3 protein-coding genes are annotated in these 14,794 nt (G+C 61.5%); all 3 read left to right on the top strand.

Features of this window, described 5'->3' with window-relative positions:
• Positions 1–222: 222 nt before the first annotated feature.
• Genes KTT_RS15960 through KTT_RS15950 form a run of 3 tightly spaced genes read left to right on the top strand, consistent with a single transcriptional unit; the run spans position 223 to position 14,786 of the window.
• On the top strand, positions 223–5,463 hold the full coding sequence (locus tag KTT_RS15960) for a type I polyketide synthase (protein WP_126596934.1): 5,241 nt from the start codon (positions 223–225) through the stop codon (positions 5,461–5,463).
• Positions 5,464–5,484: 21 nt separating this feature from the next.
• Positions 5,485–9,402, top strand: a complete 3,918-nt coding sequence (locus KTT_RS15955) for a type I polyketide synthase (RefSeq protein ID WP_126596933.1) — start codon at positions 5,485–5,487, stop codon at positions 9,400–9,402.
• On the top strand, positions 9,399–14,786 hold the full coding sequence (locus KTT_RS15950) for a non-ribosomal peptide synthetase (RefSeq protein ID WP_126596932.1): 5,388 nt from the start codon (positions 9,399–9,401) through the stop codon (positions 14,784–14,786). The genes KTT_RS15955 and KTT_RS15950 overlap by 4 nt, the downstream gene beginning before the upstream one ends.
• Positions 14,787–14,794: the final 8 nt, after the last annotated feature.

Genomic DNA, 14,794 nt, shown 5'->3' with positions numbered 1-14,794 from the left:
AGTCAGGCTCATTTTCGCTATAGAAGAGGAGCCGTACAGTACAGGCATTGATGTGATAAACTCAGCAAGACAGGCCGGGATTCTGTGAAAAAAAATGGTTGACAGTCCCATTGACTTAAATGTATTATCAATAACAGACGCATAAATAAATATGTAACTCGATTGCTTTTTGCTCTTATACTAGCAACTGGCTGTCGATATTTCCCGACCAGGAATAGTAAATTGAAAACACGTATTTTGCCACCCTCGCGTGAGTTTTCTACTCTGGTCAATCTCCTTCGTTGGAGGGCAGCTCAACAGCCCGAACAGCGCATCTACACTTTTTTGACTGATGGAGACAAAGAAAAAGATGCCCTCACATTCGCGGAGCTTGATCACCAAGCAAGAATTATCGGCGCGTCATTACAAGAGCGCGTTCCTCGTGGAAGCCGCGCCTTGCTGATATACCCTTCGGGGTTGGACTTTATCGTCGCATTCTTCGGTTGCTTATACAGTGGAATTATTGCAGTCCCGGTGTACCCGCCTTCTGCGGTTCGCTCAGATCGTACCCTGACAAAATTTCGAGCAATCGCGCAAAACGTCGATGCCGAGGTCGTTCTAACCTCCACCACCCTTTCTTCAAAGGTTGCCAATTTAATCCAGCAGACCCCTGAGCTACAGTCTGCGCCTGTCCTTGTCACCGATACCCTCACTGATACCTCTTCCCAATGGGAGATGCCCGATGTGGATAGCGCGACGCTGGCGTTTTTGCAATATACATCAGGCTCCACCGGGGTCCCTAAAGGCGTGATGGTGACGCATGGGAACTTACTGCATAATCTATCGCTGGTCGCACGTTATTGCCAGCATCCCGAGACGGCCCACGGCGTAACATGGCTGCCGCTCTATCATGATCTTGGCCTGATCGGTGGTGTGCTTCAACCACTCTACGCGGGCTACGAATCAACGATTATGGCCCCGACTACCTTTTTACAACGCCCGTACCGCTGGCTGCAGGCAATCTCAAATACCCAGGCCACCATCAGCGGCGCCCCCAATTTCGCCTATGATCTTTGCGTGCGCAAGGTTACAGAGGAGCAGAAGAAGACGCTGGACCTGAGCCACTGGGAGATCGTGGCCAATGGCGCGGAACCGGTGCGCGCGGATACGCTGGAGCGCTTCGCGGAAGCCTTCGCGGTCAGCGGGTTCCGCCGCAATTATTTCTACCCTTCTTATGGCATGGCCGAGGCGACGCTGCTGATAAGCGCGGGCACCAAGGGCGTCTTCCCCACCGTGCGTTCATTCGATGCTCAGTCCCTGAAACAGAATCTGGCTCAGGAAGTACCAGCAACGGATCAACAGGAGGGCGAGGAGCAGAATATCAGAACCCTGGTGAGCAGCGGCAAGAGCCAGGACGATCAGACGATGCTGATTGTGGACCCCGAAACCAGTACGCCGTGCCCGGCCGATCGTGTGGGCGAGATCTGGCTCTCCGGACCCAGCGTGGCCCAGGGCTACTGGCAGCGACCCGCAGAGACGGCCGAGACCTTCCAGGCCCACCTGGCCGATGGTCAGGGTCCTTTCCTGCGTACGGGTGATCTGGGCTTCTCGCATGAGGATGAGCTCTTTATTACGGGGCGCCTGAAGGATCTGATTATTATTCGTGGCAGCAACCATTATCCTCAGGATATTGAGAAGACGGTGGAGAACTGCCACGCCGCCCTGCGCCTCAATGGTGGGGCCGCCTTTTCGATCGAGGCAGGTGGCGAAGAACGCCTGGTCATCGTACACGAGGTTGAGCGCACCGCGCTGTCCTCCAATCTGGCGGAGGTAGCGGCGACGATGCGTCAGGCGATCTCGCTGCAGCACGAGGTGCAGGTGTACGCGATCGCCCTGATCAAGCCCGGTAGCCTGCCAAAGACGTCCAGTGGCAAGGTGCAGCGCCGGGGCACGAAAGAACATTACCTGGAAGGTTCGCTCGACGTGGTGTATTCCTGGCAGCAGGACGCATCCGATGTCGGCACTCAGCAGGTGGCCAGGCCCGCTCAGGAGACCACACCGCAGCCGGTACAAGAAGAGCAGTCCGTTACAGAGGAACAGCCCTCCAAGCCGACGATAGACGTGGATACGCTGCGCGTCTGGCTGGTGGAGCACGTGGCGGAGGCGCTGAAGGTGGCGCCCACTGCAATCGATGTAAGGACGCCATTTGCTTATTATGGTATGGATTCGGCGCAGGCGGTCAGTCTGTCCGCCGACCTGGAGGATCTGCTACATCGGTCGCTGGCCCCGACGCTGGCCTATGATTATCCCACCATCGATGCGCTGGCCCGCTACCTGGCGAATGGAGAAGAGCTCGTCGCGACAGAGGCGGTTGAGACGCCCGATCAGCAGAGGTTTGACCAGGATGCGATCGCGATTATCGGTCTGGGCTGCCGCTTCCCGGGCGCGCAAGATCCCGAGCAGTTCTGGAAGATGCTGCGCAACGGCGTCGATGGCATCTCAGAGGTGCCCGGTGAGCGCTGGAATAGCCAGGACTACTATGCCGAGACCCCGGCCACACCCGGTAAGATGAATACACGCTGGGGCGGCTTCCTGCCCGATGTGGATAAGTTTGATCCCGCCTTCTTCGGCATCTCGCCACGCGAGGCGAATGGCATGGATCCTCAGCAGCGTCTGCTGCTGGAGGTGGCCTGGGAGACACTGGAGAATGGGGGGATCTCCCCGGCGCGACTGGCCGGGAGCCAGACGGGCGTCTTTGTGGGCATCAGTAGCGATGATTATTCGCGCCTGCAGTTCCGCCATCCTGAGGAGGCTGATGCCTACGCTGGCACGGGCAACGCGCATAGTATCGCGGCCAACCGTCTGTCGTATGTGCTGGACCTGCGCGGTCCCAGCATGGCGATGGATACGGCCTGCTCGTCGTCCCTGCTGGCGGTCCATCAAGCCTGCCAGAGCCTGCGCAACCATGAGTGTACGCTAGCGCTGGCCGGTGGGGTCAATCTGATCCTGACACCCGAACTGACGATTACCTTTTCGCAGGCACGCATGATGTCATCGGATGGTCGCTGCAAGACGTTTGATGAGAGCGCCGATGGCTATGTGCGCAGCGAGGGCTGCGGACTGGTCCTGCTGAAGCCGCTCTCCGAGGCGCAACGCGACGGCGATACGGTGCTGGCCGTGATTCGCGGCTCGGCTGTGAACCAGGATGGGCGCAGCAATGGGCTGACCGCCCCTAATGGTCCTTCCCAGGAGGCGGTAATCCGCCAGGCTCTCAATAACGCTGGCATCCAGCCGAACCTGGTGAGCTATGTGGAGACGCATGGCTCCAGTACCCCGCTGGGCGATCCCATCGAGGTGGCGGCCCTCAAGTCGGTCTTGATGCCACAGCGCACGCCTGAGCAGACCTGTGTGCTGGGCGCGGTCAAGAGCAATATCGGCCACCTGGAATCGGCGGCGGGCATCGCGGGCCTGATCAAGACGGTGCTGAGCCTACAAAAGGGGGAGATCGCCCCCAATCTGCACTTCCAGCAGTTGAATTCGCATATCTCCTTTGAGGATACGACCTTCGCGATCCCGACGCAGCCGATGCCGTGGCCCACGGAACGGCGCATCGCGGGCGTCAGCGCCTTCGGCTTCGGTGGCACCAACGTGCATATGATCCTTGAGGCGGCGCCGAAGACGCGCGCCGTCACCAATGAGATGGAGCGGCCGCTGCACGTGCTGACGCTGTCGGCCCACAGCGATGAGGCCCTGCGGCAGCTAGCACGGCGCTACCAATCCTTCTTAAAAGAGCATCCCGGAACGGTGGTGGCGGACCTCTGCTATACGGCCAATACGGGACGGGTCCCGTTCGCATCGCGGCTGGCGATTACGACAACGACCGCCGAGCGGCTGCGTGGACAACTGGCGACCTTCCTGCAGGATAAGCCGGCGCCGACCATTCAGCAGGGACGCAAGGCGGCGGCGCGCAGCCATAAGCTGGCCTTCCTCTTTACGGGACAGGGTTCGCAGTATGTGGGAATGGCGCGGCAGCTCTATGATACCCAGCCGACGTTCCGTGCGGCTCTTGAGCGCTGCGATCAGATCCTGCAGCAGTACCTGGAACAGCCGTTGCTGTCGGTGCTCTATCCTTCGCTGGAAAATCCTTCATTGGACGAGACAGCCTATACGCAGCCGGCTCTATTCGCTTTAGAGTACGCGCTGGCGGAACTGTGGAGATCCTGGGGCGTGGTGCCGGATATGCTGCTGGGGCATAGCGTCGGCGAGTATGTGGCGGCCTGCGTCGCTGGCATGATGAGCCTGGAGGATGGGCTGAAGCTGATCAGTGCCCGTGGACGCCTGATGCAGGCGCTGCAGCAGCCGGGAAGCATGGTGGCGACCTTCGCCACCCCCGAACAGCTGCGGCCGTTTATGGAGCCAGTGCGGCAGCTGGTCTCGATCGCCGCCATCAATGGTCCGCAGAGCGTGGTGCTTTCGGGCGATGCCGGGGCGCTGCAAGAGATGACGCAGAAGCTGGAGGCGGCGGGCATCGCGACGCATCCGATGACGGTCTCCCATGCCTTCCATTCGCCGTTGATGGAGCCGATGCTCGACGAATTTGAGCAGGTGGCCAGCGAGATCGCGTTTAAGCCGCTGCAGATCCCCCTGGTCAGCAATGTCACGGGACAGATCTTGAGCGTTGGCGAGTCGGTGGATGCCCACTACTGGCGCACGCAGACCCGTAGCGCGGTGCAATTTGCGGCTGGTCTGGATACGCTGGCCAGCCAGGGCTGTGATGTCTTTGTTGAGATTGGCCCGGCCGCTACACTGATTAATATGGGGAAACGTAACCTGTCGGCAGGAGAGTATAGCTGGCTGTCATCGCTGCGCAAAGATCATGGCAACTGGCAGACCCTGCTGGAAAGCGTGAGCAAGCTGTTTGTGCTAGGCGTCGACCTTGACTGGTCTGGCTTTGACCACGATTATCAGCGCCAGCGCATCGCCTTGCCGACCTATCCGTTTGAGCGCCAGCGCTACTGGTTTGAGACCAGCGATGCGCCCGCCACGCAGCCAGAGGCGCGACGAACAGAGTTCGTAGAGAACAACCCTGTCTCTCAACGCCATCCCTTGCTGGATACCCATGTTGCCCTGGTTCAACCTGTACGCATGCACGTATGGGAGAGTATACTGAATACGCAGCGAACTCCCTACCTGAAGGACCATCGCGTCCAGGGCTCGCCCGCCCTTTCGCTGTCGACCTACATCGAGATGGCGCAGGCCGCGAGCAGGGAGGCGTTTGGCACCAATAACTATAGCCTGAAAGAGATTGAGCTTAAGAAGCTACTCCTCTTGCCGGAGGAGGGTCCCCAGAAGGTTCAAGTTGTTCTTTCTGCCGACACCCAGGATCAGGCAACCTTTACTATTTATAGCCATGCTGTCGGTGCACCAGATCAACCACACGACCACTGGACGCTCCATGCAACTGGTAAAATTCATACTCATTAAGGAACTAGTCTGGAGGATATTGTGGCATCACCAACGACATCCAGCGGTGGCCAGTATATTGACTTTGGTCTGATATTCTTTTCGAGCAGTGAGACGCCCTTTCACGCCGATAAGTATCGCCTGGTGATCGAGAGCACGAAGTTTGCTGACCAGCACGCGTTTTCATCGGTCTGGATTCCCGAGCGCCATTTCACCAGGGATGGCTGGCTCTATCCGAATCCAGCGGTTCTGCATGCGGCCCTGGCGCGCGAGACGCGCCAGATCCGGCTGCACGCGGGCAGCGTGGTTCTGCCCCTGCACAATCCTATCCGCGTGGCGGAAGAGTGGGCCGTGGTTGACAATCTGTCAGGCGGCCGAGTGGGCATCGCCTTCGCCTCCGGCTGGCATCCTACCGATTTCTCGCTGGCACCAGATAACTATCAGCAGCGCCACGAGGTGATGTATCGTGGCATCGAGACCGTGAAGCGGCTCTGGCGCGGCGAGAAGATTCAGGTTACGGGCGGCGATGGTAAGCAGGACGAGATCCAGACCTACCCGACCCCCATTCAGCGCGAGCTGCCATACTGGGTAACGGCGGCCGGCAACCCCAACACCTTCGCCAAAGCGGGCGAGATCGGGGCCAACCTGCTGACCCATATGTACAATCAGAGCGTGCCGGAGCTGGCGGAGAAGATCCGCATCTACCGCAATGCGCGCGCGGAACATGGCTACGATCCGGCTACGGGCCAGGTGTCGGTCATGATGCATACCTTTATCGGCAAAGATGAGGCCACGGTGCGCGAGCAGATCCAGGGGCCGTTCAGCGAGTACCTGAAGTCGGCCTCCTACCTGGTGAACGCGATCGCCTACAGCCGGGGCCAGCAGGTCGATCTGAAGACACTGTCGGAGCAGGATCTCAACGATTATCTGCTCTTCGTGACCGATCGCCTGATCAGTACCCGGCGCGTGCTGATCGGTACGCCAGAACAGTGCGCCGACCTGATCGTTGAGCTGAAAGAGGCCGGCGTCAGCGAGATCGCCTGCCAGATCGATTTTGGCGTCGATGCCGACCTGGTGATGGAGAGCATGCCCTATCTGAATCAGTTAAAAGAGCTGGCTAATACCCGCCTGCAGTCGCGCGTCGCCAGAGAGCTACAGCCCATGGCGGCCGTGGCAGAACAACATCATGCCAATGGACATGCGCCAGCGAAAGCAGCAGCGCCGCAGCCACCCACAACCAGCAGACCAGTCGTGGAGCAAAATCTTTCGCTGGGCGCGATCCGCCAGCGCTGTCGCCAGCAGGTGGATACGGCGGATTTCTACCAGCAGCTGCGGCGGCATGGCGTCGAGCTGGCCGAGAGCTTTCAGGGCATTAGCCGTCTGTGGAAGCGCGACGGTGAGGCACTGGGGCAGGTGAAGCTGTCGGCCGATCTGATACAGGAGGCCGAGAAGTACACCATCCATCCCACCCTGCTGGACGCGGCGCTGCAGGTCTTGATCGCGACGCTGCCACAGGAGCTGCTTGAGAGCGCGACCGATCTCTATCTGCCGAGCGGCATCCGCAGCTTCCAGCAACACCGGCCACTACCCACCTCCGTCTGGAGCCACGCGCAGCTGACGACCGAGGCCACTCCGGGCAGCGAAGTGATCGAAGGGACGGTGCGCCTGCTCGATGATCAGGGGCAGCTGCTGGTCGAGGCCAGCGGGCTGCAGCTGCAGCATACGGTGCTGGCCGCGACCAGCATGAGTACCAATCCGATCACGGAGACAAAGGAGCTGCAGGACTGGCTCTATGAGCTGCAGTGGGAGCCGGCCTCGCTGACCCCGCCAGCCGCTACAGATCTGTCAGGGCGCTGGCTGGTCTTTACCGATAAGAGCAGCGTGGGGCAGAAGCTGATTGAGCAGCTAGAACAGCAGGGAGCCAGTTGTATCCGCGTGGTGGCCGGCAGCCGCTACCGCGTCCTCTCACCCGGACACTATCAGATTGATCCGGCGCAGGGCGAGGATACACAACGCGTCGTGCGGGAGGCATTGCAGGACCAGCCTCTCACCGGCGTGATCCATCTGTGGAGCCTGGATACGACCCCCGTGGCGGCCACCAGCGTGGCGTCGCTAGAAGAGGATCAGCAGATCAGCACCGGCCATGCGCTGCAGCTGATTCAGGCGCTGGCGGAACACGGTGGTACCAGACCTCCCCAGTTGTGGTTCGCGACCCGTGGAGCCCAGGCGGTTGACTCCAATCTGACCCAGCTTGAGATCAGCCAGGCCCCCCTATGGGGACTGGGCAAGACCTGCGCCATGGAGCATCCCGAGCTGTGGGGCGGCCTGGTTGATCTGGACCCCGAGGAGACGGCGCGGACGGCGGCCACGCAGCTGCTCGGCGCGCTGCGCAACTATAAGCAGGAAGACCAGATCGCCTTCCGCTCCGGACAGGGCTATGTGGCACGCATGGTGCGCAGCCAGGCCAGCGCGGCGCGATCCCTGAGCCTGCATAAAAATGGCAGCTACCTGATTACGGGCGGCCTGTGGGGATTGGGACTGGAGGTGGCGCGGCGCTTCGCGCGACAGGGAGCGGGGCACCTGGTCTTGCTGGGTCGCAGTGAGCTGCCGGCCCGCGAGAGTTGGGATACACTCCCAGCTGGCAGCCGCCAGGCGCAGCAGGCGGCCGGCATCCGCGAACTGGAGCGCCTGGGTGCGCGGGTCCACTACGCGTCCGTCGATGTGACCGATGAGACGCAGCTGACCAATTTTCTGACCACCTATGCCCAGCAGGGCAATCCGGCGCTCAAGGGCGTGATCCATGCCGCCTCTGTCTGGCAGGACGCGCGGGGAGAGTCACTGGTGCGCCCGCTGGCACAGCTAACGCAGGATGCGCTGACGGCGGTCTTCCGGCCCAAGGTGGTCGGTAGCTGGCTGCTGCATAGCCTGCTGAAAGAGCAGCCGCTAGACTTCTTTGTCTCCTTCTCGTCGGGCGCGTCGCTCTTTGGCTCGGCCGCACAGGGCAACTACGCGGCGGCGGGCGAGTTTCTGGATATGCTGGCCCACTACCAGCGCGCGCACAACCAGCCTGCCCTGAGCATCGACTGGGGCGCGGTCTCCCAGATCGGCTTCGGCGCGACCAGCGAGGGACTGCGCGTGCATGAGTACTGGGAGTCGCGCGGCATCCAGCGCATCACACCTGAACAGGTTTTGGAGGCGCTTGAACTGCTGATCCCGCAGGATCGTGCCCGCGTCGGTGTACTGAAGCTGGATTGGCAGCTGCTGGCACAGTACTATACCCAGATCGCCGATCTGCCCCTGGTACGCCACCTGGTTGATACATCCTCGACCGACAAGCAATCAGACGCCAGCTCGACGGCGGCCGGGTCGATCCTGGATAGCATTCGTATGGCCCCCGCTGAACGCTGGCAGGCCATTCTGGAAGAATACATGCGCGCGCAGGTGGCCAGCGTCCTGCGCCTGCCGCCCGAGCGGCTGGATAGCGAGCAGCCACTGACCACCCTGGGACTGGACTCCCTGATGGCGATCGAGATGAAGAATCGCATGGAGAGCGACCTGGCCATCCGCATCCCGATCGTGACCTTCTTGCAGGGTCCCAGCATCGTACAGTTCGCCCACCAGGTGCGTCAGCAGCTGGCGGATACCATCGTGGTCGCTCCGGCGGTCAGCGACGAGGCGCCATCCACACCTGAGGCGAACGCGGCGGAGGTTGAGTCGGCGCAGGACGCAGAGCGCCTGCTGGCTCAGCTAGATCAACTCTCAGAGCAAGATGTCGATACCCTCCTCGCGCAGATGCTGCCTGAGGAACATGGGCAGAAAACCAATGGACATGCCGAGGAACGCCCGGACCTCAACGCCCAGGATGCGGCAGCATTGCTGGCACAGATCGATCAGCTCTCGGATGAGCAGGTCGAGGCATTGCTCAATGAAATCGCACAGAAAGAAGACTTAAATCGATGAGCGATTCCTCAAAGAATCTTTCCAATCTGTCGGCTGAAGCCAAGCGTGCTCTGCTGGCCCGTTTGTTGCGCGAGAAGGCAGGGGTCCAGGAGTCCTGGGTGCCCATCTCTCACAACCAGAAGGCGCTCTGGTTTCTTTCGCGCCTGGCCCCCAATAGTGCCGCGTACAACTTGTTGTACGCGGCACATATCAGTTCCAGCCTGAATATGCGGGCGCTGCAAAACGCCCTGCGTACCCTGGCACAGCGCTATCCCATTCTGATCGCCACCTACGCGCTGCATGATGGTGAGCCGGCTCAGCACATCGTTTCCAACCGCACACTGCCGTTCGAGCAGATCGCGGCCGCGCACCTGAGTCTGGATGAGATCCGGCGGCAGCTGCTGGCGGAGAGCAATCAGCCCATCGATCTGACCACGGGACCGGTGCTGCGCGTCAGGCTCTATCAGCGCTCTGAAACGGACTATGTGCTGGCCCTGGTGGCGCACCATATCGCCGTCGATTTCTGGGCGCTGGATATCTTTGTCGATGAACTATTTCTCCTCTACGCCGCGGAACAGGCCGGAACCCCTGCGCCGCTGGGCGCGGTGGGACCACAACATAACGAATACGTGCAGTGGCAACAGGATATGCTGAAGAGCCCAGAAGGGGAGGAGCACTGGCGCTACTGGCAGCAGACGCTGCAGGGCGATCTGCCCGTGCTCAATCTGCCGCTGGACTATGCGCGTCCACCGGTGCAGACCTATCCGGGCGCTTCGCATAGCTTTGCGCTGCCCGCTACGCTGACCGGTCGCCTGCGCGCGCTGGCCGGGAGCGAGAAAGTGACCCTCTTTACCCTGATGCTGACCGCGTTTCAGGCCCTGCTCTATCGCTATACCAGCCAGGAAGATATCATTGTGGGCACGCCGGCGCTGGGGCGCACCCGTTCCGAGTGGGAACGCGTGGTGGACTACCTGGCCAATCCGATCCTGGTACGCGCCAACCTGTCTGACAATCCCACCTTCAAAGAACTGCTGGGGCAGACGCGCCAGGGCGTGCTACAGGGGTTGGAGCACCAGGATTATCCCTTCCCTTTGCTGGTTGAGCGCCTGCAGCCTAAACGCGATCCCAGCTATTCACCGCTCTACCAGACACTGTTCATCTGGGATCGGCCGCGCACGCGCAGTCCCCAGGACCTGGAGCGGCTGGGACAGGGGACGCTGGCGCGCCAGGTGGAGCAGACGGGGCTCACGTTTGAGCCGTTCGCCTATGGGCAGCAGGGCGCGCCCTTCGATCTGACCCTAACGGTCTTTGAGGTCGATGGCGCCCTGAGCGCAGATTTCCGCTACAATACCGATCTGTTTGAGCCGACCACGATCGCGCGCATGGAGCAGCACTTCCAGACGCTGCTGCAGGGGATCGTCGAGCAGCCCGACCAGCCACTATTGCAGCTGCCACTCTTGACGAAGGCGGAGCGCCAGCGCATGCTGGTCGAGTGGAACGCGACCGCGCAGCCCTATCCCGATCAGACCACGCTGCAGCAGCTAATCGAGGCGCAGGTGGAGCGTACACCGGAGGCGGTGGCGCTGGTCTTTGAAGGCCAGAGCAAGAGCTATCGCGAGCTCAACTACGCGGCTAATCACCTGGCCTATCGCCTGCAGCAGCTCGGCGTGAGACCCGATGTGCTGGTCGGCGTCAGCATGGAGCGCTCCTTTGAGATGGTGGTGGCCCTGCTGGCGATCCTCAAGGCCGGTGGCGCCTATGTGCCGCTGGACCCCTCCTATCCCGCCGAGCGGCTGACCTATATGCTGGAGGACGCGCAGGTGCCCGTACTGCTGACGCAGACGCATCTGAAGGAGCGCCTGCCATCGACACAGGCTCAGGTCATCAGCCTGGACGCCGGGTGGAATAGCGCCCAGATAGAAGAGATCGCCAATCCCACCAGTCAGGCCGGAGCGGAAAATCTGGCCTATATGATCTATACCTCCGGCTCGACCGGCAAGCCCAAGGGCGTGATGAATACGCACCGGGGCATCTGCAACCGTCTGCATTGGATGCAGCAGACCTACCAGCTCACCAGCCAGGATCGCGTGCTGCAGAAGACGCCGTTTAGCTTCGATGTGTCGGTGTGGGAGTTCTTCTGGCCCCTGCTGACCGGCGCCGGGCTGGTGATTGCGCGTCCCGGTGGCCACCAGGACCCCGCGTACCTGGCCCGCCTGATCGGCGAGCAGCGGGTGACGACGCTGCACTTCGTGCCATCGATGCTGCAGGCCTTCCTGACCGAGCCCGATCTGAGCGGCTGCCAGGGATTGCGCAACGTGATCTGCAGCGGCGAAGCGCTGGCCCCTGAAACGCAGGAGCGCTTCTTCTCCCGCTTCCCCAGCACCGGATTGCATAACCTGTATGGTCCGACTGAGGCGGCCATCGACGTGACATCCTGGGAATGCCAGCGCGGCGAGCAGGTCAGCAGCGTACCCATCGGCCGTCCGATCGCCAATACGCAGATCTACATCCTGAATGCGGCCATGCAGCCGGTCCCGGTCAATCTGCCGGGAGAGCTGCATATCGGCGGCGTCAACCTGGCCCGTGGCTACCACCGCCGTTCCGAGCTGACCGCCGAGAGGTTCGTGCACGATCCCTTCAGCGAGAAGGGAGACGCGCGACTGTTTAAGACCGGCGATCTGGCCCGCTATCGAGAGGATGGCACCATCGAGTTCCTGGGCCGCATCGATTACCAGGTCAAGATTCGCGGCTTCCGCATCGAACTGGGCGAGATCGAGGCGACGCTCAATCAACACGCCGCCATCGCCGAGTCGGTGGTGGTGGCCCGCGACGACGCGATGGGGAATAAGCGCCTGGTGGCCTACCTGGTGCCGGAGCAGTCAGGCCAGCAGCCAGCCATCGAGGAGCTGCGCGCCTTCCTGAAGCAGCAGCTACCCGATTATATGGTTCCGGGCGCCTTCGTCTTTATGGACGCGCTGCCGCTCTCCCCCAACGGCAAGGTCAAGCGAGACGCGCTGCCCGAGCCCGATAGCGACCGTCCCGATCTGGAGGTGGCCTACGTGGCCCCGCGCACGCCGACCGAACAGAAGCTGGCGGAAATCTGGACGCAGATCCTGGGACTGCAGCGCGTCGGCGTCCACGACAACTACTTCGACCTGGGCGGCGCCTCGATCCAGGCTCTGGAGATCGTAGCCAGGGCCAACGCGGCGGACCTGCCACTGGCGCTGGAGATGCTGTTCGAGTTCCAGACCATCGCCGAGCTAGCTACGGCCATCGACGCCAGGCAGGCGGAACCAGAAGCAGCGGCAAAACCTGAAACGACCATGTCGCAGACCCCGGTCTCCATGCCCGAGCGCGCCACGGCACCGACATCAGAACAGTCAGAGCCGGTGGAGATGGGCAATACGCTGATCGAGAGCCTGGGCACCTATCTGCCGCCCAGGGTCGTTACGAGCGAGGAGGTGCTGGCGGGTTGCGTGCGTCCAATCCGCTTCCCGCTGGCGAAGCTGACCGGCATCAAGTCGCGGCGCATGGCTGGCGAGACCGAGTTCTCACTGGATATCGCTATCCAGGCGGTGGCCGACTGCCTGGCCAATTCAAAATACCGGCCCGGCGATATCGATATGATCGTCTGCGGCAACATCTCGCGCTGTAACGCGCCGCTGCAGTTCACCTTTGAGCCGGGGACGGCCATCCAGATCAAGCAGCACTTCGGCTTCGATAACGCCATCGTGCTGGATGTCTCCAATGCCTGCACCGGTCTGTTTACGGCGGCCTACGTGGTGGATGCCTTTATCCGCACGGGCCTGATCCGGCGCGGCATGGCGGTCAGCGGCGAGTATATCAGCCACCTCTCGCTGACGGCGCAGAAGGAGATCGAGAACTTCATGGATTCGCGCCTGGCCTGCCTGACGGTCGGCGATGGTGGCGCGGCCCTGATCCTGGAGCGCTCGCAGGATCAAAAGGTCGGCTTCCACGAGTTCGAGATGTATACGCTGGGCCGCTATAGCGAGGCCTGCATCGGCAAGGCGACCGATCAGCCACACGGCGGCGCCATCATGTATACCGATGCCGTGACAGTCTCGGCCGTCAACCTGAAGCAGGCGGTCTCGCACGCCGGCATGATCATGGAGCGCACGCAGTGGCCCAAGGAGGCCTTCCAGCATATCATCGTGCACCAGACCTCCAATACGACCATCAATGATGTGCCGCGCGAGATCAACAAGTACTTCGGCGAGGAGTTCTGCAAGCAGGAGAGCGTGATCAACAATATCGCGGAGCGCGGCAATACGGCCACCACCACGCATATGATCGCGCTGATGGATAATATCCGCTCTAACCGCATCCAGCCGGGGGACAACGCTATCTTCGGCATTACCGGATCAGGCGCTACCATCGGCACCGCCATCTATACCTTTGATGACCTGCCCGAGCGCATCCGCCGCCGCGAGACGGGCAGCTATACGCCGAGCAAGATTGAGCCGGAGGAGAGCTTTGTCTCGCGCCTGCCCGCCAATCGACGCGTCCAGGTGGCCCGTGTTGGGACGATTCCGGCCGGGTCACAGGTAGAGAGGAAGACGCTGGAGATGATCGAGGCCGCCGCCGAGCGCTGCCTGGCTAATCTGCCCTACGAGCGCGGCGAGATCGATCTGCTGATCTATTCGGGCGTCTATCGCGATGACTTCCTGTGCGAGCCGGCGGTGGCCGCCCTGGTTGAGGGGAGGCTGAACATCAACGCCGATATCGAGACGCAGGAGGACAAGAAGACCTTCGCGCTGGACATCTTAAACGGCGGTCTGGGGACGCTTAATGCCTGCCATGCCGCCATCGGACTGATCCAGGCGCGGCGGGCGCACAAGGCCCTGATCGTCGCCTCAGAGGTAGAGAATAACCGCGAGAGCTATCCGGTTGAACTGGCCGGAGTCGAGGAGACCGGCTCGGCCCTGCTGCTTGAATCCAGTCCCGATGGTGCAATCGGCTTTGGGCACTTCGTCTTCAAGTCCTTCGCCGAGCACCAGGGGGCGTTGCGCTCCCACTCGATGGTGCGCGACGGCAAGACGGTGATGCACTTTGAACGCGACCCGCAGCTGCAGCTGCACTATCTGCGCTGCATCCAGGAGACCGTCGCTGAGCTCTTGCGGCAGGAGAACCTGTCGCTGGAGCAGATCCGCGTCATCCTGCCGCCGCAGATCTCGGCCGACTTTAACAGTCAGCTGGGTCGGACCCTGAAAGTCGATGCGCGCAAGGTGGTGACGGTCGCGGCTCAACATGATCTCTTTACGTCGTCACTGGCCTACACGCTGCAACAGGTCAATGATCAGCAGCTAGCGGCGCGCGGCGACATCGGCCTGATCATCCAGGTTGGCTCCGGCCTGCAGGTTGGCTGCGCCACCTACTATTTCTAGTTCAGATA

It is taken from the genome of Dictyobacter aurantiacus, from assembly GCF_003967515.1.
Lineage (GTDB): Bacteria > Chloroflexota > Ktedonobacteria > Ktedonobacterales > Ktedonobacteraceae > Dictyobacter > Dictyobacter aurantiacus.
The sequence above is the reverse complement of the archived record's forward strand: the minus strand, read 5'-3'. Positions and strand labels throughout refer to the sequence as shown.